Raw genomic sequence first — 17,999 nt, 5'->3', positions numbered from 1 at the left:
AATCGACGAAAGAGAAACTGTGGCGACAACCAACGACATTAAGAACGGCACCGTGCTGAAGCTGGACGGTCAGCTGTGGAACGTCATCGAGTTCCAGCACGTCAAGCCGGGCAAGGGCGGCGCCTTCGTTCGCACCAAGATCAAGAATGTTGTCAGCGGCAAGATCCAGGACAAGACCTTCAACGCAGGCCTGAAGATCGAAACCGCCACGGTTGACCGCCGCGACTACACCTACCTGTACAAGGACGGCGACGACTTCGTCTTCATGGACGTGCAGGATTATGACCAGGTCACGGTGCCTGGGCCCGTCGTCGGCGATGACGAAAACTTCCTGCTGGAAAACATCAAGGTCAACATTGCGATGCACGACGGTACGCCGCTGTACATCGAATTGCCGGCCTCCGTGACGATGGAAATCACCTACACCGAGCCGGGACTGCAGGGCGACCGCTCCACCGGCGGCACCAAGCCGGCAACAGTTGAAACCGGTTACCAGATCCAGGTTCCGCTGTTCCTGGAAACCGGTACCCGGGTCAAGGTCGATACCCGCAGCGGCGATTACTTGGGACGTGTTAACGACTAGTGAGTGCACCCACTTCCGCACGCGGCAAAGCCCGCCGCCGCGCCGTCGATGTTCTGTTTGAAGCGGAGCAGCGTTCCGTTTCGGCGTTCGACGCGCTCCGGGACCGCCGCGAAAAAACGGATCAGGTTATCAACCCTTACACGGTGGACATCGTGGAGGGCGTCGTGGCCATGCAGACCCAGATCGACGAGTTCCTGACTACCTACTCCCAAGGCTGGGCGCTGGAACGGATGCCCAGCGTGGACCGCATTATCCTGCGGGTGGGCGCTTGGGAGCTGCTGTACAACGACGATATTCCGGATGGGGTGGCGGTCAGCGAAGCTGTCGAACTGGCCAAGACGCTCTCAACGGATGAATCGCCGTCGTTCGTCAACGGTCTGCTCGGCCGGTTGCAGCAACTGAAGCCGACCCTGCTGGCGTGATTTCCGGCAGCTGCCGTCAGTCCTGATCCAGCTTCGAAGGTGGCCCCCGTGATGGGGGCCACCTTCGGGCGTTTTTGGCCTGTCCGCCCCGGGCCCTGTGGTAGTTTTGACTACGCAACCAGCCTTTAAATCCGTCCTGTGAGGCGGGGAAGGAGGAGGCAACAATATGAGCACGTCAGCCGCGGCGCCATCGCCGCAACCAGCCCGTGTAGTTCTTGCCGAAGCGGACATTGACCGCGCCCTCACTCGTATAGCCCATGAGATTCTCGAGGCGAACAAGGGATCCAAGGATCTTGTTCTGCTGGGCATTCCGCGCCGCGGTTATCCGCTGGCCCGCCGCCTCGCCGCCAAGATTGCGGCCACCGATCCCGGTGTGAAGGCCGAAAACATTACCGGCCAGCTGGACGTCACCATGTTCCGTGACGATCTCAAGCGCCAGCCAACCAGGGCTCCGCTGCCCACCCAGCTTCCCGCTACCGGCATCGACGACAAAGTCGTGGTGCTCGTCGACGACGTGCTCTATTCGGGCCGGACCATACGCGCCGCCCTCGACGCCCTCGTTGACCTGGGCCGCCCGCGCATTGTCCGTCTCGCCGTCCTGGTGGACCGCGGGCATCGCGAACTGCCCATCCGCGCGGACCACGTGGGCAAAAACCTGCCGACCTCTTCGGCCGAAAAGGTGCGGGTGCGCCTGGCCGAGACGGATTCCGTGGACGGCCGGCCTGTCAACGAAGTCGTCATCGAGGACCGCACCGCATGAGGCATCTGCTCTCCACCGAAGACCTCGGCAAGGACGACGCCGTACGGATCCTGGATACCGCCGAAGAAATGGCTGCCGTGTCCGACCGTGAGGTCAAGAAACTTCCCGTCCTGCGCGGCCGCACCGTGGTCAACCTCTTCTTCGAGGACTCGACCCGTACGCGGATCTCCTTTGAGGCCGCAGCAAAACGGCTGTCTGCCGATGTGATCAACTTCGCCGCCAAGGGATCCTCCGTGTCCAAGGGCGAGTCGCTCAAGGACACCGCGCAGACGCTCGAAGCGATGGGGGCCGACGCCGTCGTTATCCGGCACTGGGCCTCCGGCGCGCCGGCAAGGCTGGCGGCCTCCGGCTGGATCGACGCTGCCGTAGTCAACGCCGGCGACGGCACGCACGAACATCCCACCCAGGCGCTGCTGGACGCCTTCACTATGCGCCGCAACTGGGCGCGCATCAACGGTACGGCTTCCCCCGGCACTGATTTGTCCGGCATGAAGGTGGCCATCGTCGGGGATGTGCTCCACTCCCGGGTGGCGCGGTCCAACCTGTGGCTGCTGCGCACGCTTGGCGCCGATGTCACGATGGTCGCTCCGCCCACGTTGCTTCCGGTAGGCGTTGCGAAGTGGCCCTGCACCGTCAGCTACGATCTGGACGAAACGCTGGCCGCCGGCCCGGACGCCGTCATGATGCTGCGCCTTCAGGGCGAACGGATGAACGCCGCGTTCTTCCCGTCCACCCGGGAATACTCGCGGCGCTGGGGCTTCGATGACCGCCGCCTCCAGGCGCTGGATTCGCACGGCCTGAAGGAAACGATCATCATGCATCCGGGCCCGATGAACCGTGGACTGGAAATATCCGCAGCCGCAGCGGACTCGCCCCGCTCCACTGTCCTGCAGCAGGTGCGCAATGGCGTCTCCGTACGCATGGCCGCCCTTTACCTGCTCCTCTCCGGCGAAACCCACGCCGCACCCGCAACTATCCAGGAGGCCCAGCGATGAGCGCCACACCGAACGAAGCTACGGCCTATCTGGTCAAGGGGGCCGCAATCGGCAGCGGCGCAGCGGCCGACCTGCTGATCCGCAACGGGGTCATCACCGAAACGGGCACGGGGCTCAGCGTCGCCGGTGCCACCGTGATCGACGCCGAGGGCCTCGTGGCCGTGCCGGGCATGGTGGACCTGCATACCCACCTGCGCGAACCCGGACGTGAAGACGCCGAGACCGTGGAGACAGGCAGCCGGGCCGCCGCGCTCGGAGGATTCACCGCCGTCCACGCCATGGCGAACAGCTCGCCCGTGGCGGATACGGCCGGCGTCGTCGAGCAGGTCTACACCCTGGGCCGCAAGGCCGGCTGGACAGATGTCCGTCCGGTCGGTGCCGTTACCATCGGGCTGGCCGGTGAACGGCTCGCCGAACTCGGGGCGATGGCCGATTCGCGCGCCCGCGTCCGGGTATTCTCCGACGACGGCATCTGTGTCCACGATCCGGTACTGATGCGCAGGGCGCTGGAATACGTCAAGGCGTTCGACGGCGTTATCGCCCAGCACGCCCAGGAACCCCGGCTGACGGACGGGGCCCAGATGAACGAGGGCGATGTCTCTGCCGTGCTCGGCATGACCGGCTGGCCTGCCGTCGCCGAGGAAAGCATCATTGCCCGTGACGTGCTCCTGGCCCAGCACGTTGACTCCCGCCTGCACGTCTGCCACGTCTCCACGGCCGGTTCGGTGGAAATCATCCGCTGGGCCAAGCAGCGCGGCATCAAAGTCACGGCCGAGGTCACCCCGCACCACCTCTGGCTCACGGACGAACTGGTCCGCAGCTACGACCCGGTCTACAAGGTCAACCCGCCGCTGCGCACCGATGAAGACGTGCAGGCCTTGCGGGCCGGACTGGCCGACGGCACCATCGACATCATCGGCACCGACCACGCCCCGCATCCCAGCGAGGCCAAGGAATGCGAGTGGGCGCAGGCCGCGATGGGCATGACCGGTCTCGAGACCGCGCTCTCCGTGGTCCAGCACACCATGATCGAGTCAGGCTTGATCGGCTGGGACGACTTCGCCCGGATCACCTCCCGGATGCCGGCACAGATCGGGCGGCTGCAGGACCAGGGCCAGCCACTGGAAGCCGGCTCCGCCGCCAACATCACGTTGATCGACCCGGCGGCGCGCTGGACTGTGGAGCCGAACAAGATGGCGACCATGGGACGCAACTCGCCGTTCGCCGGCCGGGAGCTACCGGGGCGCGTGGTGGCAACCTTCTACCAAGGCCACCCCACCGTTCTGGACGGGAGCCTCAACACCCCGCGGACCGCAGAGGGGGAGTAGCTTCAGTGGAATACCTTGGCCCCGGGCTCCTCACACTGAGCCTGATCATCGTCTTGCTGGCGCTGGTTTTTGCCGGCTGGCGCAGCAGGCTCAAGCGGCAGCAGGACATCGCCCCGCTGCCGGAAATTCCGGCCGACGTCGATAATCCTTCAGCGGCGTATGACGGGCAGTACGTCGTGACGACGACGGCTGGGGACTGGCTTGACCGCCTCGCCGTCCATGGTCTGGGCATCCGCTCCGGCGCCCTGCTGCGCCTCTACGACCACGGGCTGCTGTTCGAACGACGCGGTGCCACGGATGTCTACATCCCGGCCCGAAGCATCAGGGCCGTCCGGTCCGAAAGCGGGATGATCGGGAAGTTCGTGGAGAAAGACGGACTGGCCGTGATCACTTGGAACCTGGGCGGGAGGGACGTGGACACCGCGTTCCGCAACCGCCACGCCGAGGAGAAAAAGCCGCTCCTGGCCCACCTGAACTCTTACCTACCTACTGCTGCACCTGACGAAGACTAGGAACTACAGTGACAGATCATCAAACAACTTCCTCGAATGCAGCGCTGCTGATTCTTGAAGACGGCCGCACATTCCGCGGACGCAGCTACGGTGCCCAGGGCACGGCGCTGGGCGAGGCTGTTTTCGCCACAGGCATGACCGGTTACCAGGAAACGATCACGGACCCGTCCTACGCCCGCCAGCTCGTGGTGCAGACTGCTCCGCACATCGGCAATACCGGCGTCAACGACGAGGACGCGGAGTCCCGCAAGATCTGGGTTGCCGGCTACGTTGTCCGCGACGCCGCGCGCCGACCGTCCAACTGGCGCTCCGAGCGCAGCCTGGACGAGGAACTGATCGAACAGGGCATCATCGGCATCCAGGGCGTCGACACCCGCGCCATCACACGGCACCTGCGTGAACGCGGCGCCATGAAGGCCGGAATCTTCTCCGGCCAGGAAGCCGCCCGGCCCATGCCGGAACTGCTGGCCGAGGTCAACGGGCAGGCTTCCATGGAGGGCGCCCGGCTGGCCGAGGAGGTCAGCATCGATGCTGCCTACGTAGTCGAGCCGGCAGATCACGGCTGGGAAGGCGAACCGCGCTTCAGCATCGCCGCGTTGGACCTGGGCATCAAGTCCATGACTCCGCAGCGTTTCGCCGAACGCGGCGTCCGGGTCCATGTGCTCCCGGCCACCGCAACCTTGGCGGACATCCAGGCAGTGAATCCCGACGGCGTGTTCATGTCCAACGGCCCCGGCGATCCTGCCACCGCTGACACCCAGGTGGGCATGCTGCGCGATGTCCTGGACGCCCGCATGCCGTTCTTCGGCATCTGCTTCGGCAACCAGATCCTGGGCCGGGCCCTGGGCTTCGGCACCTACAAACTGCGCTATGGCCACCGCGGCATCAACCAGCCGGTGATGGACCGCCGCACCGGAAAAGTGGAGATCACCTCCCAGAACCACGGCTTCGCCGTCGACGCTCCCACCGACGGGGTCACCCGCGCACCGGAAGAACGCTTCGGCCGGGTCGAGGTCAGCCACGTCAGCCTCAACGACGACGTCGTCGAGGGCCTGGCCTGCCTGGACATCCCTGCCTTCTCGGTCCAGTACCACCCCGAAGCCGCAGCCGGCCCGCACGACTCGGCCTACCTCTTCGACCGCTTCATCGACCTGATGGCGGCCGAACAGAGGAATCCCGGCACCACGGATGCTGCCGACGTCTCCAAAGCACCCACTGCAGACACCGATACGACTGTCGCCGTCGCCAGCGACGCCAAGGAAGAAAACTAATGCCTAAGAGAACAGACCTCAAAAGCGTCCTGGTCATCGGCTCCGGCCCCATCGTTATCGGACAGGCCGCCGAATTCGACTACTCCGGCACGCAGGCCCTGCGGGTGCTCAAGGAGGAAGGCCTGCGGGTCATCCTGGTGAATTCCAACCCGGCCACGATCATGACCGACCCGGAGTTCGCTGACGCTACCTACGTCGAGCCGATCACTCCCGAAATCGTCGAGAAGATCATCGCCAAGGAGCGCCCGGATGCCGTGCTGCCGACCCTGGGCGGCCAGACCGCGCTGAACACCGCCATCGCGCTGGACAAAAACGGCGTACTGGAGAAGTACAACGTCGAACTCATCGGCGCCAACATCGAAGCCATTGAACTCGGCGAGGACCGCGAGAAGTTCAAGGGCGTCGTCGAACGGTGTGGCGCCGAGTCCGCCAAGTCCATCATCGTGCACTCCATGGATGAGGCCTTCAAGGCCGCCGAGGAACTGGGCTACCCGATGGTGGTCCGTCCGTCCTTCACCATGGGCGGTCTCGGTTCCGGAATGGCCTACAACGCGGAGGACCTGCGCCGCATTGCCGGCGCCGGCATCCAGTACAGCCCCACCAGCGAGGTCCTGCTCGAAGAGAGCATCCTGGGCTGGAAGGAATACGAGCTCGAGATGATGCGGGACAAGAACGACAACGTCGTGGTTGTCTGCTCCATCGAGAACTTCGATCCGGTAGGCGTGCACACCGGGGACTCCATTACCGTTGCCCCCGCCCTGACCCTGACGGATCGTGAATACCAGCGGCTGCGCGACATCTCCATTGCCGTGATCCGCGAGGTCGGCGTCGATACCGGCGGCTGCAACATCCAGTTCGCGATCGAGCCGGATACCGGCCGCGTCGTCGTTATTGAGATGAACCCCCGCGTTTCGCGCTCCTCTGCCCTGGCTTCGAAGGCAACCGGCTTCGCCATTGCCAAGATCGCCACCAAGCTCTCGCTGGGCTACACGCTGGACGAAATTCCGAACGACATCACCCAGAAGACGCCGGCTTCATTCGAGCCGACGCTGGACTACGTTGTCGTCAAGGTCCCGCGCTTTGCCTTCGAGAAGTTCCCGGCGGCGGATCCGACGCTGACCACCACCATGAAGTCCGTCGGCGAGGCCATGGCCCTGGGCCGGAACTTCACCGAGGCACTGCAGAAGGCCCTGCGCTCACTGGAGCAGAAGGACTCGCAGCTGACCTTCGAGCCGGTCAATGACTTCGAGGTTCCGGAACTGGTGGAAAAGGCCAAAACCGGCACCACCGAGCGGCTGTCGCAGGTCCAGCGCGCCCTGCTGGGCGGTGCCACCGTGGAACAGCTGTACGAAGCCACCGGCATCGACCCGTGGTTCCTGGATCAGCTGCAGCTGATCAACGAGATCGCTGCCGAGATCCGCAATGCGCCCACCCTGACCGAGGAGATCCTGCGCCTCGCCAAGCGGCACGGCTTCTCCGACGAGCAGATCGGCAAGCTGACCAACATGCCGGAGGCCGTAGTGCGCGGCGTCCGGCACGCACTGGGCATCCGCCCGGTGTTCAAGACCGTGGACACCTGCGCGGCGGAATTTGCGGCCTACACGCCGTACCACTACTCGTCCTACGACGAGGAGGACGAGGTCGAGCTGCACGCCAAGCCGTCCGTGATCATCCTCGGCTCGGGCCCGAACCGGATCGGCCAGGGCATCGAGTTCGACTACAGCTGCGTGCATGCGACCATGGCGCTGCGCGAAGCCGGCTACGAGACGGTCATGATCAACTGCAACCCGGAAACCGTCTCCACGGACTACGACATCTCCAACCGCCTCTACTTCGAGCCGCTGACGCTCGAAGACGTACTGGAGGTCATCGCGGCCGAAGAGCGTACCGGCGGCGTGATGGGTGTCTTCGTCCAGCTCGGCGGCCAGACCCCGCTCAAGCTGGCCCAGGCACTGGCCGACGCGGGCATCCCCATCCTGGGTACGTCGCCCGAAGCGATCGACCTGGCCGAGCACCGTGGTGCCTTCCAACGGGTGCTCGACACGGCCGGCCTGGTAGCCCCGAAGAACGGGACCGCTGTCTCGTTCGAGGAAGCCAAGAAGATCGCCGACGAAATCGGCTACCCGGTGCTGGTCCGCCCGTCCTACGTACTGGGCGGCCGCGGCATGGAGATTGTCTACGACGAGCCCAACCTCTCGCGCTACATCGCCAACGCCACGGAAATCACCCCGGACCACCCGGTCCTGGTGGACCGTTTCCTCGAAGACGCCATTGAGATCGACGTCGACGCGCTGTACGACGGCAAGGACATGTACCTGGGCGGAATCATGGAGCACATCGAGGAAGCCGGCATCCACTCCGGCGACTCGGCCTGCGTGCTGCCGCCGATCACTCTCGGCACCTCCGTCATCGAACGGGTCCGCGAGGCTACCTTCGCGATCGCCCAGGGCGTCGGCGTGCGCGGCCTGATCAACATCCAGTTCGCCCTCGCCTCGGACGTGCTGTATGTCATCGAGGCCAATCCGCGCGCCTCCCGCACGGTGCCGTTCGTGTCCAAGGCCACCGGCGTCCAGTTGGCCAAGGCCGCCGCGCTGATCGGCACCGGCGTGACCATCCACCAGCTGCGCACGGCCTACAAGATGCTGCCGGAGACGGGGGACGGTTCCACCCTGCCGATGGATGCGCCGGTGGCCGTGAAGGAAGCCGTGCTGCCCTTCAACCGGTTCCGTACTCCCGAGGGCACCGTTGTGGACTCGCTGCTCGGCCCCGAGATGCGTTCCACCGGCGAAGTGATGGGTATCGACAAATACTTCGACACGGCCTTCGCCAAGTCCCAGGCCGCCGCCAACAGTGCCCTGCCGACGTCAGGCAAGGTCTTCGTTTCCGTGGCCAACCGGGACAAGCGGTCCATCATCATGCCCGTGAAGCTGCTGGTTGATCTGGGTTTCGAAATCCTCTCCACGGGCGGCACCGCCGAAGTGCTGCGGCGTAACGGCATCCAGTCCACCACCGTGCGCAAGGTTGCCGAAGGCCGCGGCCCCAACGGCGAAGGCACCGTGGTGGATTTGATTACCGAAGGTGCCATCGGCCTGATCCTGAACACCCCCTCGGGTGGACAGGCACGCGGTGACGGCTACGAGATCCGCGCCGCAGCAACCTCCGTAGGGACGCCGGTCATCACCACCGTGTCCGAATTCGGCGCGGCGATCCAAGCCATCGAAGCCATGCGCCAGTACGAGTGGGACGTCACCAGCCTGCAGGAGCACGCACTGAAGCTGAAGGCCGCCGTCGATGCCTGACGCCACCGCTTCCGGACCTGCCGCGTCCTTCGGAACGCGGCTGCGGGCCGCCATGCAGAAACACGGACAGCTGTGCGTGGGCATCGATCCGCATCCGGCCTTGTTGGAGTCGTGGGGTTTGAACGACGACGCCGATGGGCTGGAACGCTTTTCGCTCACCGTTCTGGAGGCGGTGGGGGAGGGCGTTGCCGCGCTCAAGCCGCAGGTGGCGCTCTTCGAGCGGCACGGCTCGCGCGGCCTCGCGGCCTTGGAGAAGCTCCTCGCCGCCGCTGCGGCGGCGAAGGTGCTGACTATTGCCGATGCCAAACGCGGCGATATCGGTTCCACCATGGCCGCGTACGCCCACGCGTGGCTTGCGAACGGTTCGCCGCTGGCCGCGGACGCCGTGACGCTGAGCCCGTACCTGGGCTACGAGTCGTTGCGGCCGGCACTTGATCTGGCTGCCGGAACGGGGCGGGGCGTGTTCGTGCTGGCCCTGACGTCGAATCCCGAAGGCGCAAGCGTCCAGCATGCCGGCGGCGCGGATTCCGTTGCCCGCCGGATTGTGCGGGCCGCGTCCGCTGACAATGCGGCCGCGGGCCGCGACGGGACGCTGGGATCCGTCGGCCTCGTGGTGGGTGCCACGGTTGCCGACGCGCCCGCGCAGCTGGGCCTGGACCTGGCCGCGCTCAACGGTCCGGTCCTGGCGCCCGGCCTCGGCGCGCAGGGCGCCACCGGCGCGGACCTGCGCCGCACCTTCGGCCGGGCCTACGGCAATGTGCTGGGGACCTCTAGCCGGGATATCCTCAAGGCCGGACCGGACCCGCAGGCCCTGCGTTCGGCGGTCGACAGCACGCGGGCGATGCTGGCGGACTGAGCTCTACAGGGATCGGGCTCCTGGGAGGATTGATTTTCCCGGGCGCTAGCGGATAGGTTCAGTGCAAGCTGATTACTTCCTAGCCGCGGCTGCGGCCAGCGATACGATGTGGAGAAGCCTGTGAGCCTGAAACCGCTGTCGGACACTGAACGCACTGCAGCCCGAAACAAAGCCACCGCGGCCAGAGCCGAGCGGGCCGAGATCAAAGCCAGACTCAAAGACGGCCGCGTCAGCGTGGCAGAGGTCATTGATACGGCGAAGAACGTTGAATCGATCGGCAGGCTGCGGGTCGTTGAACTGCTTGAGGCGCTGCCTGGCATCGGCAAGGTCCGGGCAGCAGCCATAATGGAAAGCATTGGAATCGCCCCCACACGGCGGGTCCGGGGTCTGGGCGTGCACCAGCGCAAGGCCCTGATCGAACTTCTGGAATCACAATAGATCCTGCAACAGATGGAAAGCATGTCTGATAAACCCCGCCTCACCGTCCTGGCCGGCCCCACCGCTGTCGGCAAGGGAACCGTCTCCACCTTCATCCGCGACCATTACCCGCAGGTCTGGCTTTCGGTATCCGCGACCACGCGGGCACCGCGCCCCGGCGAGGTGGACGGGGTCCACTATTATTTCGTTGCCGCCGAGGAATTTGACCGGATGGTAGCCGACGGTGACATGCTCGAATGGGCCGTGGTCCACGGGCGCAACCGCTACGGCACCATCCGGCGCACCGTGGAGCAGGCGATGGCCGAAGGGAAATCGGTGCTCCTGGAGATTGATTTGCAGGGCGCCCGCCAGGTGAAGGACAGCATGCCGGAGGCCAATTTCGTCTTCTTGGCGCCGCCCAGCTGGGACGAAATGGTCCGCCGTCTGGTGGGCCGCGGCACAGAAACGCCCGAGGAACAGCAGCAACGGCTGGAAACCGCTAAACTGGAACTTGCTGCCGAATCCGAATTTAACCACACCGTCGTAAATGACGATGTCCGGCGGGCGGCAGAAGAGCTTGTTTCGCTGATGGGGCTTGTACCGAACCCGCGTTAGACCGCCACCGTCAGTGAAGCAGATACCTACAGAATTTTTTGGAGAATACGTGTCGACTAACCTCGAAGGCATCATTAATCCGCCGATCGACTCCCTGCTGGAAACGACGGACTCGAAGTATGCCCTGGTGATCTACGGTGCCAAGCGCGCCCGCCAGATCAACGCTTACTACTCGCAGCTGCATGAGGGCCTGTTCGAGTACGTTGGCCCGCTGGTGGACACCAAGCTGAACGAGAAGCCGCTTTCCATCGCCCTGCGCGAGATCAACGAGGGCCTGCTGGTTTCGAAGCCGGCCGAACCGGCTGCAGAGTAGTAACAGGCAACAACTCAACACGGTAACGGAGCAGGAATGCGGATCATTCTAGGCGTAGGCGGCGGTATCGCCGCCTACAAGTCCGCATCCCTGCTCCGGCTGTTTAAGGAAGCCGGCCACCAGGTCACCGTGGTTCCGACCGAGGCCGCCGAGAAGTTCGTCGGACGCGCCACCTGGGAAGCACTCTCCGGCCAGCCGGTGTCTACTACCGTTTTTGATGCGGTGGATACCGTGAACCATGTGCGGCTGGGCCAGGACGCTGACCTGGTGGTGGTGGCCCCGGCTACCGCGGACGTTCTTGCCCGTGCCGCCGCGGGCCTAGCCGATGATCTCCTGACCAATACGCTCCTGATGGCCAGGGGACCGGTGGTTTTCGTGCCGGCTATGCACACCGAAATGTGGCAGCATCCGGCAACGCAAACCAATATCGCCACCCTGCGCGGCCGCGGCGCCCTCGTCATGGAACCGGCCGTCGGCAGGCTGACCGGCAAAGACACCGGGCCCGGCCGGTTGCCGGAGCCGGAGGAAATCTTCGAATTCGCCCTTGGGCAGCTCGCTGAAAGCCGGGCGGCTGCCGGCACCACCATGCTGCTGGGCAAGCGGGTGGTCATTACCGCAGGCGGAACCCGCGAACCGCTGGATCCGGTGCGTTTCCTGGGCAACCGCTCGTCGGGGAAGCAAGGCGTCGCGCTGGCACGCGCCGCAGCGGCCGCGGGCGCCGAGGTCGAACTTGTCGCTGCCCATATGGATGTTGCTCCGCCGGAGGGCGTCAAGACTACGCGGGTGGAAACTGCCCTGCAGCTGCGGACGGCGACGCTTGAAGCGTCGGCGCGTGCCGACGTCGTTATTATGGCCGCTGCCGTGGCTGACTTCCGGCCGGCGGAGGCAGCTGAAACCAAGATCAAGAAGCGCGACGACGCCGCGGATCCGGTCATCACCCTGGTGCGCAACCCGGACATCCTGCAGGAAATTGTGCAGGTTCGGCGCGACAACGGAACAGGCCCGGAGCTGATCGTCGGATTTGCCGCTGAAACCGGGGACAGCAGCAGCGACGTGTTGGGCTACGCCCGCCAAAAGCTGGCCCGCAAGGGCTGCGACCTGCTCGTGCTGAACCAGGTGGGCCGGGATCTGGTGTTCGGCCAGGACCAAACCGCCATCAGCATTCTGGACAACTCCGGCGCTGACCCGCAGGTGGCGACCGGCAGCAAGGACACCGTGGCCCGGGCCATCATCGAACGGGTGGCCGCGGAGCTCGTCTCCTGACCATTCCGCCCCCGCCGCCTGTTGACAGGCGCGGCAGCTGCGGCTTAAGACCAAGTAAGGTATGTCTGTGACTTCTTCTGCTTCCCCCCTGCGGCTTTTTACCTCCGAGTCCGTCACCGAAGGGCACCCGGACAAGATCTGCGACCAGATCTCGGACGCCATTCTTGATGCGCTGCTCCGCGAAGACCCGGACTCGCGTGTCGCCGTGGAGACACTCGCCACAACGGGGTTGGTCCATGTGGCCGGCGAAGTGACAACCCAGGGCTATGTTGAGATCCCGCAGATTGTCCGCGAGACCATCCTGAACATTGGCTACAACTCTTCCGACAAGGGCTTCGACGGCGCACGCTGCGGCGTCTCCGTGTCCATCGGCCAGCAGTCGACGGACATCGCGTCCGGCGTGTTCAATTCGCTGGAGGGCCGCGAGGGCACGCAGCAGGACGACTATGACGCCCAGGGGGCCGGCGACCAGGGCATCATGTTCGGCTATGCCAGCGACGAGACCGAAGTGTTCATGCCGGCACCGATCTGGCTGGCGCACCGGCTCTCGGAAAAGCTGACGGAAGTCCGCAAGGACGCCACACTGCCGTATCTGCGGCCTGACGGCAAAACCCAGGTCACCGTAGGATACGACGGCGACAAGCCGGTCTCCGTTGACACCGTGGTCATTTCGAGCCAGCACGAAGCCGGGGTGGATCTGGACCACCTGCGGAAGGATCTGTCCAAGTACGTCATTGAGCCGGTGCTGGCCAACTCGAACCTGGATGTTTCCGACGTCCGCCATATCCTGAACCCCGGCGGAGAGTTCGTCATCGGCGGCCCCGTGGGGGATGCCGGACTGACCGGACGCAAGATCATCGTGGATACTTACGGCGGCATGGCCCGCCACGGTGGCGGCGCGTTCAGCGGCAAAGATCCGTCCAAGGTCGACCGCTCGGCAGCGTACGCCATGCGGTGGGTGGCCAAGAACGTAGTGGCTGCCGGCCTGGCCCGACGGGCCGAAATCCAGATTGCCTACGCCATTGGAATGGCCCGGCCGGTCGGGATTTATGTGGAGACGTTCGGCACCGAAACAGTCGATCCGCTGCGCATTGCAGACGCAGTCCAGGAAATCTTCGACCTGCGGCCGCTGGGCATCATCAACGACCTGCAGCTCAAGCGTCCCATCTACCTGCAGACCGCGGCGCACGGGCATTTCGGCCGCGAGCAGGAGGACTTCACCTGGGAACGCACGGACCGGGCCGAGGCACTGCGCAGCTACTTCAACGCCTGAGAACAGCGTGTCAGCCGGATCAGCCCCCCGGGACGAGGCCGTCCAGCTGTCGCTGCTGCACGGATTCGCCTCGCCTGCCAAACCGCGCGGCGCCACCGTGCCGGCCGGCGAAAACCCGGTGGCCGAAGTCTTGATCGAATCCGCGGTGCCCCATCTGGACCGCGTTTTTGACTATTTGGTTCCGCAGGAGACCGCCGCGGAGGCGGTCCCCGGAGCACGCATCAAAGCCCGTTTCGGCGGGCAGGAGATCAGCGGCTACATCATCGGGCGCAAGGCCGAAGCCGCCGAGGGCGTCCGGCTCAGCCCGCTGGCGAAAGTAGTGTCCGCCCAGCCGGTCCTGACTCCGGAGCTGCTGGAGCTGGCGGGCGCGCTGGCCGGGCGGTATGCCGGTACGCTGAGCGACGTCATCCGCGCTGCCATTCCGCCGCGGGTGGCCAAGGTAGACAAGGAGTTCGCGGCAGCAGGGTGGCTCATGCCCGGAGCACCGACAGCGGAAGAGCCCCGGGGGACGGACGGGCCGGGCCCGGAAGCCGGCGCGGACAACGTGCCAGCAGATGCTGCGGACCCGGCAGCATGCTTTGCCGGCTACCGCAGCGCTGCGGCATTTCTGGCCCATCTGGCCGCCGGGGAGTCGCCCCGGGCGGTGCTTTCGAGCCACAAGTCCTATGGGCCGGCATCGTGGACGCGCCAGCTGGCTGCGGCGGTGGCGGCGACGCTGACCAGCGGACGCGGTGCCCTGGTAGTTGTCCCCGATGCCAAGGATCTTGACTTGCTGGGAGAGGCGCTCGAGGCAACGATCGGTGCCGAGGCGTTCGTCCGGCTGAGCGCCGATGACGGTCCGACCCCGCGCTACCGGAACTACCTGAAACTGCTGCACGGCACCGTCAAGGTGGCGATCGGAACCCGGTCGGCGGCCTACGCACCGGTCCGTGAGCTGGGCCTGGTGGCGATCTGGGACGACGGCGATGATCTGTACGTCGAACAGCGCGCCCCCTACCAGCACACGCGCGAGGTCCTGCTGCTGCGCGCGGAGCAAACCGGCTGCGCGGCCCTGCTGGCCGGGATTGCCCGCAGTACCGAAAGCCAGCGGCTTGTTGAGACCGGCTGGGCACAGCCGCTGCAAGCTGACCGGCCGGCGCTGCGTGCACTCACACCCCGGGTAGTCAACACCGCCGACACGTTCCAGCAGGAACGCGATCCTCTGCTGCGCCACGCCAGGCTTCCGCAGGCGGCGTGGCGGGCAGCCAGGGAAGGGCTCGAACACGGACCCGTCCTGGTACAGGTCGCGCGTACAGGCTTCTCACCGGCCATGGCCTGCCAGGACTGCCGTACACCGGCCCGCTGCACCGAATGCCAAGGGCCGCTCGGACAAGCCGGTCACGGAACTGCGCTGACCTGCCGGTGGTGCGGCCGGCTCGCCGCGGACTGGCGCTGCGGTGTCTGCGGTTCCGGCAGACTGCGGGCACTGGTCATCGGAGCGTCCCGAACCGCAGAGGAGCTTGGCCGGGCCTTTCCCGGGGCGACAGTCATCTCTTCGGCTGGTGATCATGTGAAGGCCACTGTCAAGGCCGGCAAAGCGGTGGTGGTGGCGACGCCCGGGGCGGAGCCGGCGGTGGCCGGCGGATATGCCGCGGCCCTGCTGCTGGACGGAAACTCGCTGCTGAGCAGGGAGTCCCTGCGCGCTCCCGAAGATGCCCTGCGCCGCTGGTTCACGGCCGCATCGCTGGTCCGCCCGGCAGCCGAGGGCGGGACAGTGGTGATCACCGCTGACCACGACACGGTTGTCGGGCAGCTAGTGCGTTGGGATCCAGCCGGGGCCGCATCACGGGAGCTCGCGTTGCGGCGTGAACTGCAGCTGCCTCCCGCGCTCAGGATCGCAGCCATTACCGGGCCGGCCGCCGGAATTGAAACGTTTATGTCCGGTTTGGAACTACCGGGCGACGTTCGTACGGTGGGTCCCACGGAGCTGGACAATTATGCGGCCCCGGCCGGACACCACCGCCTGCTGTTGTTCTTCAGCTATCAGCAGGGGAATACCGTGACCGGAGCCCTTCGGGCCAGGAAGGCGGCCGTCTCCGCCAAGCGGCTGGCGGAACCAGTCCAGGTCCGCTGCGACGGCCTGGACCTGCTCTAGCCCGCCCGGCGCCTGGCCAGCAGCTCTTCGGCCGCCGCAACCAGCTGCGCTGCCGAGCTGTCCCAGTCATACTCCGCCGCGCGTAGCACGCCCTCGGCGGAGGCACGATGCCGCCGTTCGGGATCCTCCAACTCCCGAACGGCGGCGGCGAAGGCCTCCGGGTCGTCCGGATCGACATGGAGCGCCACATTTTCGGCGACCTCCCGAAAGATGGGAATGTCACTGGCGATCACGGGCGTTCCGGCGGCCATGGCTTCGATGAGCGGCAACCCGTAGCCTTCGTCCCTGGACAGCGTGACCAGTGCGGAGGCGTTGTACAGGAGGTGCAGGTAGTCGCCGTCGGAAACCCCGTTGCGGAACACCAGCTGTGCTGCATCCGCCGCGCGGTCCGTCAGCTCTTCGCGCCTTGGCGCTTGGATGGGGCTGAGCAGGTGCAGCCGGTAGCCGGGCAGCAGCGCCATCGCATCGATGAGCGTCTCCACATTCTTGTAGGGCATGTAGGAGCCCATGTAGAGCAGGTCCTTGCCCACGGCCGCCGAAGGATCCCGCGGTGGTCCCAGCGGCTGGGCGGCGTTGGAAACGATCCGGACCTCGCGCCGGGTGAGCCGGGTCTGCTGCAACAGCGAGCGGGTGGTCCGGCTGATGGTCGCAACGGTGTCGGCCCGGTTGAGCAGCAGGCGCTGCGGCCAGTACGCCTTGTGGTAAGCCCGCCACAGCAGCCTGACCGGCAGCGGCAAAAATCCCGGCGGCTTGGGGTGGCGGTAATAGATCAGATCGTGGATGGTCAGAATCAGGCCGTAGCGCCTGCCGAAGCTGCCCATGGTCTGCATGGGGCAAAAAACGACGTCGGCGCCCAGCTTATTGATTCGGCGCGCCACGAGGAGCTCGGCAGGGGAGAGGGGACTGTTGATCTTGACCCACGGGACACCGGCGGGCAGGAACTGCAGCTGCCGTTCGTCGTTGATGAGCATAAGCACCTCGGCCAGTTTTGAGGCAGACGCGATCAGATTGGAACCGTAGCGGCTGATGCCGTCCAGCTGGTCGGTGCGCGTATAACGGGCGTCGATGACAAGCTTCACCGCTCCAGCCCCTCGAGGAACTCGCTGATCATGGCCGCCGCGATATCCGGCGCCTCGTAGTGGATGAGGTGGCCCACGCCGTCGATTATTTCCAAGTGGCTGTCCGGCAGCTGCGCCGCCAGCTGCTGCTGGCTGTCCACCGAGCCCAGATCGTCCTTCCGGCCCGCGATCAGGAGCACCGGCAGCTCCAGTTGCGGAGCGACCTCGAGGACGTCGTGGGAAATGGAGGCCCGGAACGCTTCGAGGACCACATCCCGGTTGGCAAAGGCGCTGAAGTAGGCGTCGTGCTGTCCATGAATGTACCGGCGCAGCTGCCGGTCCCTGGTCTTGGCCATCATGATGCTCATGACCCGGACAATCAGCGGGTGCTGAAGGAGGCGCATTCCCGGCTTTCCGGGCAGCTTTGCCGCGAGGTAATAGTAGAACTCGGCGAGCCGTGAAGCCACCGCCTTCGGGCCTTTGAGGGCGGGTTCGCTGATCGGATTAATCAGCACGGCTGCCCGGAACGAACCCGGGCGCGCCGCCAGATGATGGCTGACGACAATCGAGCCGAACGAATGGCCGATGATAACGGTGTCCGGCCCGAGTTCCAGAGCAGCTGCGAAGTCCGCCACAAAGTCCGCGTAGCTTTCCACGCTGTGCCGGCGCCCCGAGAACGGTACGGAGGCGCCGAAACCGGGCAGATCAGGGGAGAGGATCCGGTGCCCGGGGAGCGACTGGGCGACCAGCTCCAGACCATGGTGGTCGCCACGGAAGCCGTGAACCACCATAATGTCGGATTTACCGTTGGGGGTCTGGGCCGGGTACTCCCAGTAGGCTACTTCCCCGGAGTGGAGCTTGAGGGCATGGCGGACGGCGCGGTCTTTGGTGGCAGGCACG

General features: G+C 65.6%; 17 protein-coding genes. 15 read left to right on the top strand and 2 right to left on the bottom strand.

Annotation, left to right across the window (positions count from 1 at the left end; genetic code table 11):
- Positions 1-19: 19 nt before the first annotated feature.
- From efp to HGO92_RS18715, 15 genes are all read left to right on the top strand, one after another.
- Complete coding sequence (efp, locus tag HGO92_RS18785) at positions 20-583, top strand: elongation factor P (RefSeq protein ID WP_074702254.1); 564 nt, start codon at positions 20-22, stop codon at positions 581-583.
- Positions 583-1,005 carry a transcription antitermination factor NusB gene (gene nusB, locus HGO92_RS18780; RefSeq protein ID WP_169997547.1) on the top strand — a complete coding sequence of 141 codons (423 nt, stop codon included), beginning with the start codon at positions 583-585 and terminating at the stop codon, positions 1,003-1,005. Before efp ends, nusB begins: the two co-directional genes overlap by 1 nt.
- A gap of 166 nt (positions 1,006-1,171) precedes the next feature.
- A complete protein-coding gene (pyrR, locus tag HGO92_RS18775; protein WP_169997545.1) occupies positions 1,172-1,765 on the top strand; it encodes a bifunctional pyr operon transcriptional regulator/uracil phosphoribosyltransferase PyrR in 594 nt (197 codons plus the stop codon).
- A complete protein-coding gene (locus HGO92_RS18770) occupies positions 1,762-2,760 on the top strand; it encodes an aspartate carbamoyltransferase catalytic subunit (RefSeq protein WP_169997543.1) in 999 nt (332 codons plus the stop codon). The genes pyrR and HGO92_RS18770 overlap by 4 nt, the downstream gene beginning before the upstream one ends.
- Positions 2,757-4,088 (top strand): dihydroorotase, encoded by a 1,332-nt coding sequence (locus tag HGO92_RS18765; RefSeq protein WP_169997541.1) that lies wholly within the window; start codon positions 2,757-2,759, stop codon positions 4,086-4,088. The genes HGO92_RS18770 and HGO92_RS18765 overlap by 4 nt, the downstream gene beginning before the upstream one ends.
- 5 nt (positions 4,089-4,093) lie before the next feature.
- Positions 4,094-4,600: a PH-like domain-containing protein gene (locus HGO92_RS18760; protein ID WP_169997539.1), complete on the top strand. Its 507-nt coding sequence runs from the start codon at positions 4,094-4,096 to the stop codon at positions 4,598-4,600.
- Between the two features lie 8 nt (positions 4,601-4,608).
- Complete coding sequence (carA, locus tag HGO92_RS18755) at positions 4,609-5,871, top strand: glutamine-hydrolyzing carbamoyl-phosphate synthase small subunit (RefSeq protein WP_169997537.1); 1,263 nt, start codon at positions 4,609-4,611, stop codon at positions 5,869-5,871.
- Positions 5,871-9,170: a carbamoyl-phosphate synthase large subunit gene (gene carB / locus HGO92_RS18750; protein WP_169997535.1), complete on the top strand. Its 3,300-nt coding sequence runs from the start codon at positions 5,871-5,873 to the stop codon at positions 9,168-9,170. Before carA ends, carB begins: the two co-directional genes overlap by 1 nt.
- On the top strand, positions 9,163-10,026 hold the full coding sequence (pyrF, locus tag HGO92_RS18745; protein ID WP_169997533.1) for an orotidine-5'-phosphate decarboxylase: 864 nt from the start codon (positions 9,163-9,165) through the stop codon (positions 10,024-10,026). The genes carB and pyrF overlap by 8 nt, the downstream gene beginning before the upstream one ends.
- Positions 10,027-10,146: 120 nt before the next feature.
- Positions 10,147-10,464, top strand: a complete 318-nt coding sequence (gene mihF, locus HGO92_RS18740) for an integration host factor, actinobacterial type (RefSeq protein WP_074702268.1) — start codon at positions 10,147-10,149, stop codon at positions 10,462-10,464.
- Between the two features lie 21 nt (positions 10,465-10,485).
- Positions 10,486-11,058: a guanylate kinase gene (gmk, locus tag HGO92_RS18735; RefSeq protein ID WP_169997531.1), complete on the top strand. Its 573-nt coding sequence runs from the start codon at positions 10,486-10,488 to the stop codon at positions 11,056-11,058.
- A gap of 49 nt (positions 11,059-11,107) precedes the next feature.
- Entirely contained in the window at positions 11,108-11,371 is a 264-nt protein-coding gene (gene rpoZ, locus HGO92_RS18730; RefSeq protein WP_169997529.1) for a DNA-directed RNA polymerase subunit omega, read from the top strand.
- A gap of 36 nt (positions 11,372-11,407) precedes the next feature.
- The gene (gene coaBC, locus HGO92_RS18725) at positions 11,408-12,634 is read left to right on the top strand and encodes a bifunctional phosphopantothenoylcysteine decarboxylase/phosphopantothenate--cysteine ligase CoaBC (protein WP_169997527.1); all 1,227 of its coding nucleotides are present in this window, start codon (positions 11,408-11,410) and stop codon (positions 12,632-12,634) included.
- 67 nt (positions 12,635-12,701) lie between these two features.
- On the top strand, positions 12,702-13,907 hold the full coding sequence (gene metK / locus HGO92_RS18720; protein WP_346769021.1) for a methionine adenosyltransferase: 1,206 nt from the start codon (positions 12,702-12,704) through the stop codon (positions 13,905-13,907).
- Positions 13,908-13,914: 7 nt separating this feature from the next.
- Positions 13,915-16,041: a primosomal protein N' gene (locus HGO92_RS18715; RefSeq protein WP_346769020.1), complete on the top strand. Its 2,127-nt coding sequence runs from the start codon at positions 13,915-13,917 to the stop codon at positions 16,039-16,041.
- On the opposite strand, the gene HGO92_RS18710 is transcribed toward HGO92_RS18715, so the two are convergent.
- Both HGO92_RS18710 and HGO92_RS18705 read right to left on the bottom strand, forming a co-directional pair.
- Positions 16,038-17,120: a glycosyltransferase gene (locus HGO92_RS18710; protein WP_169997523.1), complete on the bottom strand. Its 1,083-nt coding sequence runs from the start codon at positions 17,118-17,120 to the stop codon at positions 16,038-16,040. The two genes, HGO92_RS18715 and HGO92_RS18710, sit on opposite strands and share 4 nt — an antisense overlap.
- On the bottom strand, positions 17,117-17,998 hold the full coding sequence (locus HGO92_RS18705) for an alpha/beta fold hydrolase (protein WP_346769019.1): 882 nt from the start codon (positions 17,996-17,998) through the stop codon (positions 17,117-17,119). The genes HGO92_RS18710 and HGO92_RS18705 overlap by 4 nt, the downstream gene beginning before the upstream one ends.
- Between the last annotated feature and the right edge of the window lies 1 nt (position 17,999).

Origin of the sequence: Crystallibacter degradans (assembly GCF_012952295.1) — a bacterium.
Lineage (GTDB): Bacteria > Actinomycetota > Actinomycetes > Actinomycetales > Micrococcaceae > Crystallibacter > Crystallibacter degradans.
The sequence above is the reverse complement of the archived record's forward strand: the minus strand, read 5'-3'. Positions and strand labels throughout refer to the sequence as shown.